General features: G+C 50.2%; 13 protein-coding genes. 9 read left to right on the top strand and 4 right to left on the bottom strand.

Annotated features, from left to right (window positions below; genetic code table 11):
- Positions 1–17 precede the first annotated feature (17 nt).
- From ACJJID_RS01680 to ACJJID_RS01700, 5 genes are all read left to right on the top strand, one after another.
- Positions 18–938: a glycosyltransferase family 1 protein gene (locus tag ACJJID_RS01680; protein ID WP_444921211.1), complete on the top strand. Its 921-nt coding sequence runs from the start codon at positions 18–20 to the stop codon at positions 936–938.
- A 29-nt stretch (positions 939–967) separates the two neighbouring features.
- A complete protein-coding gene (locus tag ACJJID_RS01685; protein WP_444921212.1) occupies positions 968–2980 on the top strand; it encodes a capsular polysaccharide biosynthesis protein in 2013 nt (670 codons plus the stop codon).
- A 165-nt stretch (positions 2981–3145) separates the two neighbouring features.
- Positions 3146–4216 (top strand): phytanoyl-CoA dioxygenase family protein, encoded by a 1071-nt coding sequence (locus tag ACJJID_RS01690; protein ID WP_444921213.1) that lies wholly within the window; start codon positions 3146–3148, stop codon positions 4214–4216.
- Positions 4217–4931: 715 nt separating this feature from the next.
- A complete protein-coding gene (locus tag ACJJID_RS01695) occupies positions 4932–6185 on the top strand; it encodes a capsule biosynthesis protein (protein ID WP_444921214.1) in 1254 nt (417 codons plus the stop codon).
- 220 nt (positions 6186–6405) lie between these two features.
- Positions 6406–8187: a DEAD/DEAH box helicase gene (locus ACJJID_RS01700; RefSeq protein WP_152451841.1), complete on the top strand. Its 1782-nt coding sequence runs from the start codon at positions 6406–6408 to the stop codon at positions 8185–8187.
- A gap of 81 nt (positions 8188–8268) precedes the next feature.
- Here the strand turns inward: ACJJID_RS01700 and ACJJID_RS01705 are convergent, their stop codons facing one another.
- Both ACJJID_RS01705 and ACJJID_RS01710 read right to left on the bottom strand, forming a co-directional pair.
- Positions 8269–8808, bottom strand: coding sequence for a cytochrome b (locus tag ACJJID_RS01705; RefSeq protein ID WP_444921215.1), 540 nt, complete (start codon positions 8806–8808; stop codon positions 8269–8271).
- Between the two features lie 101 nt (positions 8809–8909).
- Positions 8910–9845 (bottom strand): LysR family transcriptional regulator, encoded by a 936-nt coding sequence (locus tag ACJJID_RS01710; RefSeq protein WP_444921216.1) that lies wholly within the window; start codon positions 9843–9845, stop codon positions 8910–8912.
- A gap of 184 nt (positions 9846–10029) precedes the next feature.
- Between ACJJID_RS01710 and metE the strand changes: the two genes are divergently transcribed.
- Positions 10030–12261 (top strand): 5-methyltetrahydropteroyltriglutamate--homocysteine S-methyltransferase, encoded by a 2232-nt coding sequence (metE, locus tag ACJJID_RS01715; protein WP_444921217.1) that lies wholly within the window; start codon positions 10030–10032, stop codon positions 12259–12261.
- A 79-nt stretch (positions 12262–12340) separates the two neighbouring features.
- On the opposite strand, the gene ACJJID_RS01720 is transcribed toward metE, so the two are convergent.
- On the bottom strand, positions 12341–14392 hold the full coding sequence (locus ACJJID_RS01720; protein WP_444921218.1) for an amidohydrolase family protein: 2052 nt from the start codon (positions 14390–14392) through the stop codon (positions 12341–12343).
- A gap of 279 nt (positions 14393–14671) precedes the next feature.
- The gene (pepQ, locus tag ACJJID_RS01725; protein WP_444921219.1) at positions 14672–15985 is read right to left on the bottom strand and encodes a Xaa-Pro dipeptidase; all 1314 of its coding nucleotides are present in this window, start codon (positions 15983–15985) and stop codon (positions 14672–14674) included.
- An 83-nt stretch (positions 15986–16068) separates the two neighbouring features.
- On the opposite strand from pepQ, the gene purU reads away from it, so the two are divergent.
- The 3 genes from purU (at position 16069) to ACJJID_RS01740 (ending at position 18230) form a co-directional block, all read left to right on the top strand.
- Positions 16069–16905: a formyltetrahydrofolate deformylase gene (gene purU, locus ACJJID_RS01730; RefSeq protein WP_444921220.1), complete on the top strand. Its 837-nt coding sequence runs from the start codon at positions 16069–16071 to the stop codon at positions 16903–16905.
- 65 nt (positions 16906–16970) lie between these two features.
- A complete protein-coding gene (locus tag ACJJID_RS01735) occupies positions 16971–17390 on the top strand; it encodes a hypothetical protein (RefSeq protein WP_444921221.1) in 420 nt (139 codons plus the stop codon).
- Between the two features lie 108 nt (positions 17391–17498).
- The gene (locus ACJJID_RS01740; protein ID WP_152451859.1) at positions 17499–18230 is read left to right on the top strand and encodes an AraC family transcriptional regulator; all 732 of its coding nucleotides are present in this window, start codon (positions 17499–17501) and stop codon (positions 18228–18230) included.
- Positions 18231–18290: the final 60 nt, after the last annotated feature.

Genomic DNA, 18290 nt, shown 5'->3' on the forward strand with positions numbered 1-18290 from the left:
GACTTGTTGGAGTATGAATGGAAGTAATCAACCGCTGGATCATTGTAGAGGAGGGGCCAAACCCCTCGACAGATTACTTCGTAATTCCTTATCTGAAAAATTTGGGTGTGAGTGTCAAGCGTCTGACTTTTACCGATCTACCCTCGGTTGATAAACTCGATGGAGCTCAGGTTATTTTTGTACGCTATATTTCTCACGCCTGGCAATCTCTAATCCAACAGAATCTAAATAAACTATCTGGCGTTTCAGTATTTCTAGATGATGATTTATTTGATTGGTCAGCGTTCTCCGGGATGCCACTCCGCTATCAGATTAAAATACTACGCTATAGCTGGTCTAAGCAGCGTTGGTTAAAAGCCATTGGGGCAAAATTATTGGTCTCAACTCCATTTCTACAGAGAAAATATCGTCACCTGTCTCCTCAACTATTGTCAGCTGAGCCTCTGGATTTGGGTGCAAAGCGTCCACTTTCTATTTTCTATCATGGATCGGCATCTCACAGTGAGGATATTAACTGGCTTTATCCCATCATCAGACAGGTACTAGAAGAGAATCAAAACCTGGATTTTGAAATTATTGGGGATAAGCGAGTAAACCGTCTATTTCGGGGTGTGCCGAGAGTGCAAGTAATACACCCTATGAAATGGCCAACTTACTTGTCCATGATACAACGATCAGGCCGCTCTATAGGGTTAGCGCCTCTGTTGGATAGACCCTTTAATAAGGCAAGATCTCACACCAAGTTCTTTGACATTACCCAGGCTGGTGCAGTAGGGATTTATGCGGAAGGGGATATTTACGGAAGAATAGTCCGGCATCAGGAGAATGGAATTCTGTTGCCAATGCAGCCATTGGCCTGGGTAGAAAGTATTTTACAGTTGGCAGCTGATGATGTACTTAGAGAAAAATTATTGCGTGGAGCACAAGAATGTCTGTAGTTGGACACTGTTCCCTGGGGCTCCGCAGAATGCGTATTTTGGAGCCATTGCTTGGTACTAAGTGCCAATATGTACTTTCAAGACCCAATGAAGCTATTAAGCAAATGGTGGGCTGGGGGCTTAAGAATACGGCGATTAAGGCACAGAGAATTGCCTCACGGGCCGGGCTTTCTTATTTCTGTATAGAGGATGGTTTTTTACGTTCCCTGGGTCTAGGGGTGGAGGGGGCTCAAGCCCATAGTTTGGTAGTGGATTATACTGGCATTTACTATGACGCCTCCCGTCCCAGTGACCTTGAAAACTTGATTAAAACCAGTGGCTTTACTGCCGAAGAACTAAGTCGAGCAGAAAAAGGGCTTGGGCTCCTGCGAACCCATCGGTTGTGTAAATATAACAAGTCATTTGATACGCCCTTGGAAATAGCAGACAATCGCTCGGCAGTTCTGGTGGTAGATCAGACTTTCGGCGATACATCGATAAGGGCAGGATTAGCTTCTGAAAGTCATTTTCATCAAATGCTGCGAAGCGCTATTTCAGAAAATCCTGGGGCTGAAATAATTGTCAAGATTCATCCGGATGTTATTTCTGGTAAAAAACGCGGTTATTTACAGGCGCTTGCAGAGCAACAAGGCTGTAAAGTTATCGGACAGGATATATCCCCCTGGTCGATGTTCGATCGTGTTGATAAAGTCTATGTGGTGACCAGTCAATTGGGTTTTGATGCACTAATTGCTGGTAAAGAGGTACATTGTTTCGGCGTTCCTTTCTATTCTGGCTGGGGGCTAACAAAAGATCGCCAGTTTGTTGACAGACGTAATGTAAAAAGAACACTGACAGAAATTTTCTGTGCGGCCTATCTTCGCTATTGCCGCTATATCAACCCTTACACGAACCGTAAGTGCGAATTTGAGGATGCACTGGCTCTCATAGTCGAACAAAAAAGACAGTGGGAGCGTTTTCAAGGTACTTGGGTAGGTGTCGGGTTTTCGCCTTGGAAGCGTAGGTTTATTCCTAATTTTTTAGGGGATAAGTCTAGAGTTGCTTTTTCGAGGTCTCTCAATAAGAGGCCTAAGGCCAGTCCTGGCGCTAATATTTTAGTATGGGCCAGCCGGGTTAATGACTCTCTGGTTGAGGAATGTCAACAAGCTCAATTGAATTTGTGGCGTATTGAAGATGGTTTTTTACGCTCGGTAGGCTTGGGCGCTGATTTAGTGACTCCAAGTTCTCTGGTGATGGATTCCAGTGGAATCTACTTTGATGCCCATAATCCGAGTGATCTGGAAACTCTCTTAAATAGTACTAAATTCTCACCGGCTATTTTGGCCCAGGCCAGAAAATTAAGGCAACAGTTAGTAAAGAATAGGGTGACCAAATATAATCTTGGTCGAGCAAAATTGTCCTGTGAGTTAGATCTCCCCAGGGATAAAAAGATAATATTAATCCCTGGTCAAGTGGAGAGTGATGCATCTATTGCCTGTGGCTCACCGGTATTCAAAAATAATTTATCCTTGCTGCAACAGGTTAGGGCGAAGCATCCTGATGCTCATATCATCTATAAACCCCATCCAGATGTTGTTTGTGGTGCACGAAAGGGGGAAGTGCCAGCAGTTGCTGGATCTCTGTATGACACTTTGATTGAGAGGGGGGAAATCTCCCTGTTGCTGGATAAGGTTGATGAAGTGCATACCATGAGCTCACTATGCGGTTTTGAGGCTTTGTTGAGAGAAATCAAGGTAGTAACTTATGGGCTGCCATTTTATGCAGGATGGGGGCTTACAGAAGATACACTCCTTATTGATAGAGAGCTCAAGGCATTCGATCTTCAATCTTTCAAGCTTCGGCGGCAGAGAGAGCTTAAGCTGGATCAGCTAGTAGCTGGCGTACTGCTTCTTTACCCCGTATATGTGGACCCCAGAAGCGGTGAATTTATCAATGCGGAAACTACCATCGAGATTTTACAGCAATCCCGCAAGGTTGGTCGAAAAGAGAGCGTTTTTTTAAAGGTATTTAGTTGGTATCGAAGTCAGTTCTTAAAATATTAAACAGTGCCACATCCTGTGTTGTCGTTTTTTTTGTCATTGTTGTTTTAATGGGTGTTAATGAATCTTCGAATACTTGAAACCAAGATAGATAGTTCTGAACCATTTATTTATTAATGTTGGGGCGAAAATAGCCTGTTTGAAACAGACTTTTGCTGGGGGGCAAGCATGCGGCGTTCTGTAATTGGAATAACCTGGAAGGTCCCGAAGTGGATATTTGAGTTATTGAGCTGGGGTAAGAGTTTTAAGAATAACCCTATATTAGGTAACTATTTTTTGAATCGCTGTGGACTACATGTAACTCGAGTTATTCTGGCACACTTGCTTTTTCGGTTTCGTCTATTGCTGTTATCTCCTTTGGTCTCCTCAGAGGATCGAAGTGAATTCATCCGTAATGGCTATTTGCTTAAAAAAAACTTTCTTTCTCGCGAGGATTTTGAGCGTCTATCCCAAGAACTGCTTGAGCTGAAGGCCCCAGTAAGGGAGGTTATCGAAGGGACCACTATTACCCAGCGAATTTTTATGGATTCAGAGGTGAGAAATACAGCACCGAATTTCCAAAAATTATACACACATAAAGGATTGGATCGATTGATGCGCTACTGCTCCTCAAAGAATCGGCCACCACTCTTTTACATCGAAAATCTGTGCAATCACGCAAATGTTACCCCACGCCCAGACCCGCAACGGGATTTACATGCAGATACCTTCCATCCATGTGTTAAGGCATGGTTATATATGGATGAGTCGTCAGATGATAATGGTTCATTTGTCTATGCCCCCGGCTCCCATCGATTGACATGGAAGCGCCTCAAGTGGGAATACCGGCAGAGTCTGGAGGCTTGTAAGAGAGGTTCTGACCGTGCCCCAGGGCGTTACTGGGATGGCTCATTTCGTGTTAGTACTGAGGAGCTGGTTAAAATGGGGTATGAAGTAAAGAAGTTATCTGTTCCGAAAAATACCCTTTTAATTGGCAATGTTTACGGTTTTCACTGCCGTGGTCGTGCACTACGAAAGTCACACCGAATGACAGTTTGGATGCAGGCTCGGGATAACCCTTTTAATCCTTTGTTTACCCCTTTTCCAAAATCCACCGCGTGGCTGTTTGAGCGGGTATGGAAGAAAGCTTTAATGAAGATTGATCGCCAGAAGACTGAGGGGGGAGAGCAGAGGAATTACTTTGGAGCCCTTACTCGTGCAGAATGTTCCAAAGTCTCCGAAATAGTTGGATCTGATTAATCTCGAATGAAATGGGGAAAAATTAGTTTTATAAAGAGCTTTCACCCGTATCTCACAGTAAAAGATAGGGGACATTAACTAGAAGATAATAAAGTCACAGCACATTCTGCCTGTACGCTGTTGCGTTACTTGTTGATAATTTAACCAGTTAAGCTAAGGTCTAGCTTTCAGCTTTCCTGGTGTAATCGCTTGTCGTGGCATTATTTCCTATGCCATCTAGAATGGCGGACTGTGAAGTGTGCCATACTCCCTTCCTAGAGCAATCCTATAGAGCCTTCTGCTCTGCTCTGCTATATAAAGCGAAGGCTGATGTTGTTCTGTAGGTTCCTTATAAAGTCTGCCCCTTATCCCATTACTGGAATAAATTTTGAGTTTGTACCAGTTTGCTTGGAGGTTCGCTAAGGACTTGATTCAAAAACCAAGCGCACAAAGTTGTCTCTAAAGTTGGCTTTTCAGGGCATCGCCTGATGGATAAATTTGCAGTAAGGTATTTTGATGGCCACTTTAAGCATCTAAATTAGCGCCTACACCTCCAATGTTTGTTTTCTATTTGGAAATTTATGGGGTACTGAAACGGTCAGATTGGTTTTTGTGTGATGTATGCCAATACGGTTTAATTTGTGGTTTGTAGATAGTGAGTTTCTGGTTGTCCCTGTAATGTTTCTTCATCAAGTTTCAATGCACCCATTAGGGTGATTCTGGAGTAGGCCTATTCATGTCTGTGGCAGTATTTCTACAGGGACCGCATGGCCCATTTTTTGCCAGGCTGGCAAAACGCCTCTCTCAGCTTGGTGTTGTCACCCATAAGATCAACTTTAATGGGGGGGATCGCTTCTTTGGCTGGGGAAACGCCCAGGTGGATTTCACTGGTCGAGAGAGTGACTGGCCGGCCTTTTTCCGTCGTTATCTTTCTGAGCATAAGGTTGATACAGTTTTTGCCTATGGTGATTGCCGTAGACTCCATGAGAGCGCAAAGAAAGTATGCCAATCCATGGGCGTCGCCTTTATCGTTTTTGAGGAAGGCTATCTGCGCCCCGACTTTGTCACTATGGAGTGGGGCGGGGTTAATGCTTTTTCCTCTACCAACTGGTCCAGGCAGGCAATACATCAATATCTACCGAGAGGTCGTACCCCTGCGTCGCCTGTTGGTCATACTTTTTGGCGACGAGCGTACTTTGCGTCTGCATATTATGTGGCGATGCGACTTGCTCAAGTAGAGTTTTCCAGTTATCGCCATCACCGGAATCGCAGTTGGCTAAAGGAAGGTGTTTGCTGGCTTAGAAGCTTTTATCGTAAAGGGCTTTATAAGATTACAGAGCGAGGCCTTATCCGACAGCTGACTGAAGAGTTCAGTGGTCGCTTTTACCTGTTTCCTTTGCAGACTTGTGATGATTTTCAGCTACGCAAACATTCCGACTTGCTCTCGATTGAGAATGCAATAGATGTTGTGTGCAAATCTTTCGCGCGAAACGCTCCCGAAGATACAGTCATTGTCATCAAGCATCACCCCATGGATCGAGGCTTTTGCCATTATCAAAAGCTGATTAGTGTATTAGAGGCCCGCTATCAGATTAGTGGGCGGGTCATTTATTGTCATGACCTGCATCTCCCCACCCTGTTGGATCATGCAAAGGGAGTCGTAACAATCAATAGCACTGTGGGAATTTCCGCATTGCTTCACAAGGTGCCTACCAAGGTGCTGGGGCGCTCTTTATATGACTTGCCGGGCTTGACACATCAGGGCAGCCTCACCAATTTTTGGCAGCAGCCAGAACCGGTGGATACCGCCTTTTTCCGGCGCTTTCATACTTACCTGTATGAACGCACACAAGTGGATGGTAGTTTCTCCCGGGGTATCACATCTACCGTGGATGGCGTCTGTGACCGTTTTCAGGAAATGGGTGTAAAGAATTCTATTTTGCCTGTATCAAAGCCTGCTGGAACCGATGCCAAGACTGATGCCAAGTAAACGCCGAGTGATCTTTTTCACTTGGCCACTGCCCCTCCAGGTCTTTTCTCTTCTATATTCACCCTCTAGGTATGCTATGAGCTTCTAGTCGGTATGGCGCTCTCGAAGGCCTGCTTAAAAAACAGGCTGATCTGGAACGCCTAACCTGTTAGACTGCGCGACCTTTTGACCCACCGCTCCGGTCCCACGACAGGGACTTTGGCTTCAAGTGAATTCCGAAATGACCGATACCCCAAAACCGGCCGGCTTCGACCAGCTGGGCCTGCCGCCTGAAATCCTTACTGCCATTGAAAAACTAGGCTATGAGACCCCCTCTCCGATTCAGGCACAGACAATCCCCTCCCTGTTGGAGAACCGCGATGTGCTGGGCCAGGCCCAGACCGGCACCGGCAAAACTGCCGCCTTCGCACTGCCATTACTGTCCAAATTGGACCTGAAAGACCGCCGCCCTCAAGCTTTGGTACTGGCGCCGACTCGCGAATTGGCTATCCAGGTGGCCGAGGCCTGCCAGGCCTATGCCGCCAATCTTAAAGGCTTCCACGTGGCCCCGATTTACGGTGGCGCCGACTATCGTGGACAGATTCAACAATTGAAACGTGGCGTGCAGCTGGTGGTGGGTACCCCCGGCCGAGTGATGGACCATATGCGTCGCGGCTCCCTGGACCTCTCCAACCTGCGCACCCTGGTGCTGGATGAAGCCGATGAAATGCTACGAATGGGCTTTATCGACGATGTTCAGTGGGTATTGGAGCAGATTCCTGAAGAACGCCAGATTGCGCTGTTCTCCGCCACCATGCCTAAAGAGATTGCTCGGATAGCTCGAGAACACCTGCAGGAGCCGGTTGAAGTTAAAATCCGCGTCAAGCAGGAGACGGCAGAGACTATCCGTCAACGCTACTGGCCTGTGGGCGGTTTGCACAAACTGGATGCTCTTACCCGTATCCTTGAAGCGGAGCCGGTGGATGCCACGATTATTTTCGTGCGCACCAAAAACAGCACCGTTGAGTTGGCCGATAAGTTAGCGGCCCGCGGTTTTGCCAGTGCCGCTCTGAATGGTGATATGGCGCAGAACCTGCGTGAGCAGGTGATTGACAAGCTGAAGAAGGGCAAGCTCGATATCGTTGTCGCCACCGATGTGGCAGCGCGTGGCTTGGATGTGAAGCGTATCAGCCATGTGATCAACTACGACATTCCTTACGATACCGAGGCTTATATTCACCGTATCGGCCGTACCGGTCGCGCCGGTCGCGAGGGCGATGCCATCTTGTTTGTGGCACCGCGCGAGCGTCGCATGTTGCGCGTTATTGAGAAGGCTACCAAAAAGCCCATTGAAAAGCTGGATTTACCCAGCGCAGAAATGGTCAACAGTGCCCGCATGCAACGCTTCCGCGAGCGTATTACTGCGACCCTGGAAGGCCAGACAGACTTGGCGCCTTACCGCCTGCTGGTGGAGGAATTCCTCGCGCAGAATGAAGTGGACCCGTTGGATGTCGCCGCCGCTTTGGCTTCTATGGCCCAGGGTGACCAGCCGCTGCTGGTCAAGGAGCAGGAACCGAAACCGCGCAGGGAAAGGGAGCGCCGCGACCGGGATGATGAATTTGAAGGTCGTCGCCGCAAGAAAGATAGTTATGAAAAAGACCGCAAGATGCCGTCACCGGATGAGGGCTTAGAACGTTTCCGTATCGAGGTTGGGCGCGAGCACGGTGTGCGCCCAGGCAGTATCGTCGGTGCCATTGCCAACGAGGTGGATCTGGAAAGCTCCTATATCGGCCGTATCGAGATCTACGGGGATTTCACTACGGTTGATCTCCCGGAAGGTATGCCCAAGGAAATACTCCAACACCTGAAGAAGGTGCGGGTGGCCGGTAAGCCGATGAAGATTTCCCGTTTCGATGAGGACGCGGTTAAGCCGAGAGGGAAACCCAAGGGTAAGCCAAAGGGTAAGCCACAGGGCAAACCTAAGGGCAAGCCCAAGTTCAAACGGGATAATGGTGGGGAGTAATCTTTTCCCAGCAAATACCCAAAGTAAAAAACGGCGCTTTAAGCGCCGTTTTTTTATTCCGCAAGGCCAGGACAGCTGTGTTTAGCGCTGCGGTAGCATGCGTGTCAGGGTACTGTCGCGCATTACAAAGTGGTGCCAGAGTGCGGCGGCAATATGCAGTCCCACCAATATCAACAGTGCCGGCCACAGAACATCCTTGTGTAGGAAAGCGAGCTGCTTGCCCAGATCCGAGTTTTCAGCCAGTAAGCGCGGTAGGGCAAAAAGGCCAAAAAACTCTGTGTCTCTACCGAATAGCTGGCGCATCGCGATACCGGAAACGGGCATCGCCAGCAGCACCAGATAGAGTGCGCCATGGGTGAGACTGGACAAGGCTTTTTGCCAGGTGTTGCCCTGGATCTGTGGGCGCTTGTGGCGTGCCCTCCAGTAGAGGCGGATGGCCAGTAGCATCAGGATGCCCACGCCGAGGGAGAAGTGCAGACGCATAAACCAGCCGCGCATGGGGTCGCCGCGTTCAAAAAACTCATGCAACTCCACGGCGCCCCATACGGCTAGTAGTAGAATCACAAATAGCCAATGCAGGCCCTTACTCACTGAATTCCAGCGATCACTCGTTGTGGACATAGAACATCTCCTGTAAAGCAGCACCCAGAGCGGGCGATTAATGGCGGCGGGCGTGTGCACCCGCTCCAGTTATCTGTTGCTGATAGTAGTGGCTAGCCCGCTCAACTCGCCGCACGAATCCCGTTAAGATGGGTAAAACAGGTATCCCGGGCGGTCTGCAGAAAGTCAGTGGCATAGGCTTGCTCCAGCGTCTCCTCGCGCACGGCGGCATACAGAGTGCTCCAAAGCCCCTTTTCTCCCAGGCGCAGCTGCGCAACAAATCCTTTTTGCAGATATTCGTACAGGGCCCAGTTGGGCAGAGCGCAGACACCGCGTCCACTGGCCACCAGCTGCACCATCATAACCGTCAACTCCGCCGTGCGCACACCTGCGGGCTCGACGCCGGCGGGTTCCAGGAAATTCTGGAAAATATCCAGACGCTCCCGCTCCACCGGGTAAGTGATCTGCACCTCTCCGGCCAGCTCCTCGGGAGTCACCCAGCGGCGCTTGGCATCATCTTGCAATAGGGGGTGTTTGCGGCTGAGTGCCAGGCACATCTCAAAGCTGAAGAGTGGCTGATAGTGGATGCCTTTCAAATCTCGGTCTGGATTAGAGGTGACCACCAGATCCAAGTCACCGCGGGTAAGGGCTGGCAGCGGTGCGAAGTGAAAGCCACTGCACAGATCCAGCTCCACCTCGGGCCAGTCGTCGCGATAAGTATTCAACGCCGGCATCAACCACTGGTAGCAGCTGTGGCATTCGATGGCGATATTCAAGCGCCCCGACTGGCCGGAGGCCAGCCGTGCCAAGTCTCGCTGGGCTAGAGCCGCGCGCGGCAATATGTCATCGGCCAGCTGCAGCAGGCGCAATCCGGCGCTGGTAAAGCGCAGCGGGCGAGACTTGCGCACAAATAGTGGCAGGTTGTGGCGCTCCTCCATTTCCCGGAACAGGTGGGAGAGGGCCGATTGGGTCAGGTGTAGATGCTCAGCGGCGCGCACCAGGCTGCCAGTCTCACGCAGAACAGAGAGGGCGCGCAGATGGCGCATTTCTATCATCATTAAAATTATTCATGTTTATGGCAAAAAATATGAAATTGATTGAATAACATTGCAGGCACACAATCAAGTCCTAAGCCTCACAAGTGGTGAAGCCACTATCGGTAGATACAGACAGCGCCGACATGTGTGGGCAGGAAAAAAGGGCTTGGCCCCTCTCACAGGAACGGACTTGGGAAAATAGAAAATGGTGCAAACGCATGTCCTCGGTTATCCGCGCATCGGCGCTGATCGCGAACTAAAGAAAGCTCAGGAAGCCTATTGGCGCGGTGAAATATCTCAGCAGCGGCTATTGGAGGTTGGTGAGAATATTCGCCGGGAGAACTGGCAGGCCCAGGCAAGTGAGGGGCTCAATTTAGTGACGGTTGGCGATTTTGCCTGGTATGACCAGGTGCTCAATCATTCGCTGATGTTTGGTGTGGTTGCTGAGCGCTTTGCCGAAGGGGCTGCGAGCAATAAATTGGACCAGTACTTTCGCCTGGCCCGCGGCCGCGCGCCCTCCGGCCAACCGGTGGCGGCGAGTGCCATGACCAAGTGGTTCGACACCAATTACCACTACCTGGTGCCGGAGCTTCACGAGAAGCAAGCCTTTACACTGGATAGTAATTGGTTGCTAGAAGAAGTACGCGAAGCACAGTCCCAGGGGCATAGAGTCAAGCCTGTCGTTATCGGTCCGCTCACTTACCTCTGGTTGGGGCGAGGTGTTGATGATGCTCTGGATTTGATCGCCAATCTATTGCCCTGCTATAACGAGCTGCTTTCCCAGTTTGAAAGCCTGGGGGTGGAGTGGGTGCAAATTGATGAGCCGATTCTCGGCCTGGATCTGCCAGAGCAATGGCGCAGTGCGTTTCACGATGTCTATGCCCGGCTCAACCAGACGGCAAATTTGCAATTGTTGCTGACGACCTATTTTTCCCCGTTGCGGGAAAACCTGCAGTTGGCTTTTTCCCTGCCGGTTGAGGGAGTACACATTGACTGCGTACGGGCGCCAGAGGAGCTTGCGGAAGCCGCGCAGTTGCTTGGGGAAGATCAGGTACTTTCCGCGGGGGTACTGAATGGCCGCAATGTTTGGCGAGCGGATTTGCAGAAGTGGCACTCACAGCTAAAGCCTCTGGCGGATCGTTTGGGCGAGCGCCTATGGCTTTCGGCCAGCTGTTCACTACTGCACAGCCCGGTGGACTTGGATACCGAAACATCGTTACCGGCTGAGCAAAAACAAAAGCTCGCCTTTAGTCGCCAGAAGTTAGGGGAGTTGGCCCAGTTGCAAAAACTATTGGCCACGCCAGTTTCCTCAACGGCAACTCCTGTAGAGAGTCCTATCGCCGGCAACTCCGTCACTGAGCGCTTACTGGACAGCTGGCGGGCACAACGCTATCAAGAGCGCGCGGTACTGCAGGAAAAACGCTGGCAGTTACCACTGTTGCCGACCACCACGATCGGTTCTTTCCCGCAAACGGACCTATTGCGCAAGGTACGCCGCCAGCATCGCAGAGGTGAGATCAGTGAGTCGGATTACACCCAGCATTTGCGTGCGGAGATTGCCGAGGCGATCCGTCGCCAGGAAATTCTTGGCTTGGACGTGTTGGTACACGGTGAAGCCGAGCGCAACGATATGGTGGAGTATTTTGGCGAGCAGCTGCAGGGGTTTGTGCATACTGGCAATGGTTGGGTACAGAGTTACGGTTCCCGCTGTGTAAAACCGCCCATTATTTTCGGTGATATCTCCCGTCCACAGGCTATGACCGTGGAGTGGAGCCGCTATGCCCAGAGCCTGACCCAAAGGCCGGTAAAAGGCATGCTCACAGGTCCAGTGACGATTCTCAACTGGTCCTTCCCTCGTGAGGACATCCACCGAAGTGAAAGTTGCTTGCAGATTGCCGAGGCATTACGCCAGGAAGTATTGGATCTTGAGAATGCGGGTATAGGAATCATTCAGATTGATGAGCCGGCTCTGCGCGAGGGGGTTCCCCTGCGTGAATCCGAGCATGCTGATTATTTTGCCTGGGCGGTGGGATGTTTTCGTTTTACCTGTAGCGAGGTAAAAGCGGAAACCCAGATTCACACCCACATGTGTTATAGCAATTTCAATGCAATCATGGAGGCGATTGTCTCCCTGGATGCGGATGTCATTACTATCGAATCAGCTCGCTCAGATTTGCGTCTGCTCAGTGCTTTTGCCGATAGGAACGGCGGTTACCCCAATGAAATAGGGCCGGGAATTTACGATATCCACTCCCCTAATGTGCCTGAGCGGGAGGAGCTGGTTGAGCGTCTGAAGAAAATTGCCGAAGTAGTGCCGATACAGCGGCTTTGGGTGAACCCAGATTGTGGCCTAAAAACCCGCAGCTGGGCCGAAGTGGGCTCCTCCCTATTGAACATGGTGGAAGCGGCGCGCACTGTGCGCAGCGAGTTGGCCTAATATTTGGTTGATAAAAAAACCGGCAGTCTTTTGGACTGCCGGTTTTTACTTTTCTTTTTTTGCTTGCCGTTTTGTTTTTTTATTCAGACTTGGCTGCAATGGTAGTTTTACTATTTAATTCAAATGGCACCGAGGGGTGAAATGGCTTGATGCCCAGGGCTTGATACAGTTCATCGGGGCGATAGAGATTTTGCCCCTCAATAACCAATGCGGTGCGACGCAGTGCACTGATATCTTCCAGCGGATTACCTTCCAGTAAAACCAGGTCTGCATTTTTACCCACGGTGATACTGCCAGTATATTGATCGGCTCCCATTACCTGGGCAGGCACCAATGTGGCAGTGCGCAGTACATCCATTGCGGGAATACCGGATTTGGCATAAAGCTCCAATTCGCGTAACAGGGTAAATCCAGGAATACCATCGGAACCCGCTACCATGGTCACCTTGTGCTCATGCAGTTTACGCATCATTTTCAGCAGGGCATCGGCGGAGAGGTCGTAGTCATCCCGGTGTTCCGGTTTTACATCCAGCTCGGCACCGACAAATGATCGCTGAATATTCACCGGTAAATGGCCGGCAATATCTTCAAACTCTGGATCTACTTTACCAGGTTGGCGCAGCAGCATAGAACTAAATACTGTGGTGGTGGCATCTACCACTGTGCCTTTTTCAGCGAGTTTATCCAGGAATTCGCCAACTTCTGCACTTTCCAAGTCCAGCTCGTGGGCATGCTCACCAATTTCGGTAAAACGCAGTTTTTTACGGGTGTCGATCTTGCCCATAAAATTGAGGAACAGCATGTTGATATGCTGGATTTCATCAAAGCCGGCATCCACCGCTTCCTCTGCGGTCATAAAGGCGGGGATATGCCCGGATAAGCGCATGCCGTTTTCGTGGATATGTTTGGCTAAAGGAGCGATCCATTCGGGTTCCATGGAACTGTAGGTTTTTATCTGCTGGTAGCCATGCTCCGCGTACCACTCGACAATTTCCTTGGCTTCTTCTAGGCTATCTGCCGTTTTGCCCATGCGCATGGCATTTTCACTTTCCCGGTCCATAAAGCCCGCACGGAACAGGTCACCGCCGATAATCTGTTCGGACTCATACAGGCCGGAGATGCGCATAATATTTTCGTGGGTATTACCGATATCGCGCACATTAATAATACCGGCGGCCATATTCAGGGCACCATCGGTGGGTGACAGGTGTGCGTGCATATCCCACAGCCCGGGAATCAGGGTGTGGCCCTTGGCATCGATACGGGTGGCGTTTTGGGCCTTAATTGGGCGGCGGCTAATCTTGGTGATTTTGCCGTTTTCTACCAGTAGGTGGCGACGCTTGCGCAGTTTGCCCGCTTCCACATCCACCAGGTTGACGTTGCTAATCAGGATCGGCTGGGCAGAGGTATGGGTGTGCTTTTCGGCGATATCCAGTAAATACTGGTCGGAAGCGGCAACCTGGCGTTCTTTGAGTTGTAGCAGGTGGGATTTATCCCAGCCTTTGCGCAGTATGGCGAACCAGCCTCCTTCATCGGCGGCAAACAGATCACCGGATTCATCGTACCAGGCCAGGTTTGGAGTAAAACCCAGGCCACTCACACCGTAGAGATGCACGGTTTTTTTCTCATCGCCCTGCTCAAGAGTGAGCTGATCCAGTTTGTGTAGCTGGGCTTGTCCTTGGGGTAGCAAGCCAATGCTGTGATCCTTATCTGCAAGTAGCGCTTTTACCAGCTGGGTTTGTACGGCCAGGGTCGAGTTTTTGGGAATATAAAATTGCGCTTCGGAAGTTTTTGCACTGCCGTGTTCATCGGTGCCCTGCCAAGTGGCCACACCATCTTTCAGTGTAAATTCTTCATTGACTGGCGCGCCAAAGGGGCTGATACCTTCAATGTGGACCTGCTCGGGCATTTTGGCAGCGCCGACCGTGAAGCTCTCCTTTAGGTTGAGTCGGCGGTTATTCCAACCGAGCTTTAATTCCCCGGAAATTTTCGAGCCCTTTTGTTCGATTACCTCGCTGCCGGCGATACCCTCTTTATCGTAAAAGATATATTCGATCGATTTTGCATAGGCGTAATTGGCAGTGGCGAATACCGCTACGGCGACCAGTGTTGCTAGCCTGGACTTTTTCATAGGACGAACCTTTCTTGTTGTTTTTGCGCAGGGGAGGTTGGCTGTTTTTTTCTATTCAGGCAAGAGATAGCAGTACAGTGGGTGATCGCTTTTTGAGTAATTTCGGCAGAAGGATGAATCAGGGCGACAGGGCGTTGGGATAAATCTCAGTGGTTTTTTATTTTACTTGTTAAGGATGTGGGAGAGCTTGAAGAAGTCCGGCAACCTGGAAGACAACAAAGCCTGCCAGATTGCCTTGCTCTTGGCGAGAGCGAGTTAGAGTATCATTTACCTATGGCATTAATGCTCCGCTTCGCAGGCGCGAGTGAGGTTCTCATTCGCTTTGGCACCCACCACAATATTGTCCTCAATACGCACGCCGCCGTAGGGGCGGAACTCTTCAACCTTATTCCAGTTAAGTTCACTGGCAAGGGAGGAGGCTTTCAATTCCGCCAGCAGACTATCGATAAAGTAGAGCCCCGGCTCAATCGTAAATACTTGGTTTTCTTCAATAGTGCGGCTGGTGCGCAGGAAAGGGTACTCCGCAGGTGGGGGTGTGGTACCGCCATCGGGGCCACTCTGGTGACCACCCACATCATGGACCTGCAGGCCGAGGAAATGGCCCAGACCATGAGGCATAAATGGCCGGGTTAACCCGGACTCCACCGCACTCTCTGCAGAAGTCTTGATGATTTTGAACTGGGCCAGCAGCTCGCCGACTTTCAGATGGCACTGGCGGTGTAGATCCGGGTAGGGCAGACCGGGCTTGAGGCCGTCCACCAGTTGCAGCTGCTTTTCATCCATCGCTGCCACCAGCTGAGCGAACTCGCTGTCGGCATAGCTATAGGTGCGGGTGATATCCGCACAATAACCATTGCAATCGGCCCCGGCGTCTATCAGAAAGGTTTTTAACTCTGTGCCGGGCAGGCGTTGGGTGGAGAGGTGCGTGTAGTGCAGTATCGCCGCGTGTTCGTTAAGGGCCACGATATTGCCGTAGGGCATGGTGTTCTCGCCCTGGCCGGTAGCACTCAAGTAGGCCTGGTTGATCTCGAACTCGCTGGCACCGCCGCGAAAAGCCAGTTCGGCGGCCTGATGCCCTGCCACCGCAATGCGATTGGCCTCGCGCAGGCAGGCGACTTCATAAGGGGTCTTGTAGGCGCGCGCCCAATGTAGACGGTTGATCAGGGTTTCGGGGTTGATCTCGCCGAGTGGCCAGTCCTGGAATCTGTCGTCCTCGCCAATGAAGGCGGCGTTATCCGCGTTTAGGAATTCCCGAGCACCTGCTGGCTTACTCAACAGCTCGATATCGTAGAGCTCACTCCAGAAGGTCTGTGGCGCGGGCGGGACATAGTGCCAGAAGTCCACGGGGCGGTAGAACAATAGCTTGGGCTTCTGCCCACGCCTGTAGATCACCCAGCTGTTGGGGTTGTCGGTGATCGGTACCAAGGCCTTGAACTGGGGATTGACTTTAAAAGGGTAGGAGTTGTCATCCAGAAACTGCATCCTGGGTGCACCGCTGAATACATTCAGGGTATCGAAGCCGCAGGACTCCAATATTTCATCGTAGCGGCGGCACAGGGTGGCCATATGATCTGCGTAAAGGTTTTTATCCATGTTCTCCCCGGAATGGATCGCTGAATCGATTAGACGGCATAGTGTATAGTCTGAACTCTGGATATTTGGCCTGAAATTCGACCATGGAAAAGAAGATACTGCTAACCGACTGCCCCGATGATAAGGGTCTGATCGCGAAGATTACCAATATTTGCTACAAGCACCAGCTCAATATCGTCAAGAATGATGAGTTTGTAGACCGCGCCGAAGGCCGTTTTTTTATGCGCACTGCCCTCGAAGGCATCTTCAATGACACGACCTTCCTGGAAGACTTGGATATGGCCCTGCCACAGGGGGCCGAGCGGCGCCTGGTATCCACCGAACGCAAGCGCCTGGTGCTGATGGTGACACGAGAATCCCATTGCCTGGGGGACATCCTCATGAAGTGCTATTCGGGCGCACTGGATGTAGAGATCGCCGCGGTGATTGGCAACCATCCAGATCTGGGCGGGTTGGTAGAGAAGTTTGATATTCCCTTTCACTGTGTACCGGCACAAGACCTGAAGCGCAGTGCACACGAGGAAAAAGTGGCTTCCCTGGTAGATGACTACAACCCGGATTACCTGGTACTGGCCAAGTATATGCGGGTACTCACCCCGGAGTTTGTCGCCCGTTATGCTGGTCGAATTATCAATATTCACCACTCCTTCCTGCCGGCCTTTATCGGGGCCAAACCCTATCAGCAGGCCTATGAGCGCGGTGTGAAAATTATCGGCGCTACCGCTCACTTCGTGACCGATGATCTGGATGAGGGGCCGATTATTGAGCAGGATGTAATACATGTGGATCATGCCTATTCGGCGGAGTCCATGGCGGATGCGGGCCGCGATGTGGAAAAGTTGGTTTTGTCTCGCGCACTGCAGTTACTGTTGCAGGAGCGGGTATTTATCCATGGCAATAAAACCGTGGTATTCAAATAATTGATAAAGTCTCCTGAGGCTAATAGCCTTTTATGGAAGCTATTGATGAGCCAAGAGGGCTTGCTGTGCTGAATAAAAATAAATTTAACTCCTCATTTTCCCCAATACGACTATTTGGGGGCTTGGCAATTGCCCTGATATTGACAGGCTGTACCAGTAACAGCCCGATACCAGGAATGAAGGAATCCTTCGAGACAGAAATTGCTCCCAATGGCGCCAAGCGTTTTACTTTTACGTTAAAGGGAAAGCAGCGTGATATCCCTGCGCCAGTTGTGGCAGGTTCCAGTGCGCAGTCCCGTATGCCGAGAGGGCCAATGGAGAGCGGCGGCCCGTCGAGTCGTCGGGTAGAGGCTTACTTCGATTGGGCTTTGGAGCAGAAGTTGATGGAAACCGGTTTCTGCGAGCGTGGTTATTTTGAAATTGAGCGAATTATCTCCCCATATGGGGGAGAAGTGCGGGGTGAGTGTCGAGAGGGGGCATTTTGATACTTTTAGTGTCTTGATTAGAAAAACTTATTGAGTTTGTTAATTTTTAAGAGGTTAGTCAGTAAGCTCAGCTATATTCCAGTTTTATACAAAATGTAAATAAGAATAATGAAGTATCAATCAGTCTTGGAACAGGTCTCTACGCAGCAGATCATTGCGGTCTTTGACCTTATATCAGATATTATTTTCTGGGTAAAAGATGAATCCGGCTATGTGGTGCATTGTAACCGGGAATTTATTGAGCATGTCGGCTGCAGGTCATTACATCAGGTAGTTGGCCGTTCAGATATGGATTTTTCCCCTTCATATCTCGCTAAAAACTATATACGTGATGACAAAAGGGTGATGTCAGGAGAGACGATTACAGATCGTCTGGAATTAAATATTGGTAAAACAGGCGAGTTAGTTTGGTTTACGACATCAAAGCGCCCATTAAAGAGTGCCAATGGAGAGATTATAGGAACCTATGGTGTAGCACGAGACCTTAAAGAAACGGTTAAGACTCTCTCTAGAATGGATAAACTTAAAAGGCCAGTTGAATACATAAAAAATAACTATAGTCAGCCAATTGCGGTTGAAGATTTGGCAGAGGTCGCGAGTTTATCGGTTAGTGCATTAGAGCGGCGTTTCAAAAAATATCTGGATAAAACACCCATGCAATTCGTTCGGGAAGTCAGATTAGAGAACTCTCGTCGTATGCTGGTGGAAACACAAAGCCCAATATCTGAAATTGCTTATCGGGTTGGCTTTACATCTCATAGTTACTTCAGTAGACACTTCAAAGGCATGTTTGGACAGCTTCCAGCAAATTATCGTAGTGAAGTTCAGTCCAATATATAAACACCGAACAAGCTGAGTGTCCTCAGCTACCTTAGAGAGAGTTGTGTGTTAACTTCCCCC

This window comes from Microbulbifer sp. CnH-101-G (assembly GCF_052466775.1).

Bases quoted from the DNA above. Each gene is read 5' to 3' on its own strand.
- ACJJID_RS01695 (WP_444921214.1), top strand. From the start codon at position 4,932: ATGTCTGTGGCAGTATTTCTACAGGGACCGCATGGCCCATTTTTTGCC.
- ACJJID_RS01740 (WP_152451859.1), top strand. From the start codon at position 17,499: ATGAAGTATCAATCAGTCTTGGAACAGGTCTCTACGCAGCAGATCATT.
- ACJJID_RS01680 (WP_444921211.1), top strand. From the start codon at position 18: ATGGAAGTAATCAACCGCTGGATCATTGTAGAGGAGGGGCCAAACCCC.
- ACJJID_RS01685 (WP_444921212.1), top strand. From the start codon at position 968: ATGCGTATTTTGGAGCCATTGCTTGGTACTAAGTGCCAATATGTACTT.
- ACJJID_RS01705 (WP_444921215.1), bottom strand. From the start codon at position 8,808: ATGTCCACAACGAGTGATCGCTGGAATTCAGTGAGTAAGGGCCTGCAT.
- metE (WP_444921217.1), top strand. From the start codon at position 10,030: ATGGTGCAAACGCATGTCCTCGGTTATCCGCGCATCGGCGCTGATCGC.
- ACJJID_RS01720 (WP_444921218.1), bottom strand. From the start codon at position 14,392: ATGAAAAAGTCCAGGCTAGCAACACTGGTCGCCGTAGCGGTATTCGCC.
- pepQ (WP_444921219.1), bottom strand. From the start codon at position 15,985: ATGGATAAAAACCTTTACGCAGATCATATGGCCACCCTGTGCCGCCGC.
- ACJJID_RS01710 (WP_444921216.1), bottom strand. From the start codon at position 9,845: ATGATGATAGAAATGCGCCATCTGCGCGCCCTCTCTGTTCTGCGTGAG.
- ACJJID_RS01690 (WP_444921213.1), top strand. From the start codon at position 3,146: ATGCGGCGTTCTGTAATTGGAATAACCTGGAAGGTCCCGAAGTGGATA.
- ACJJID_RS01700 (WP_152451841.1), top strand. From the start codon at position 6,406: ATGACCGATACCCCAAAACCGGCCGGCTTCGACCAGCTGGGCCTGCCG.
- purU (WP_444921220.1), top strand. From the start codon at position 16,069: ATGGAAAAGAAGATACTGCTAACCGACTGCCCCGATGATAAGGGTCTG.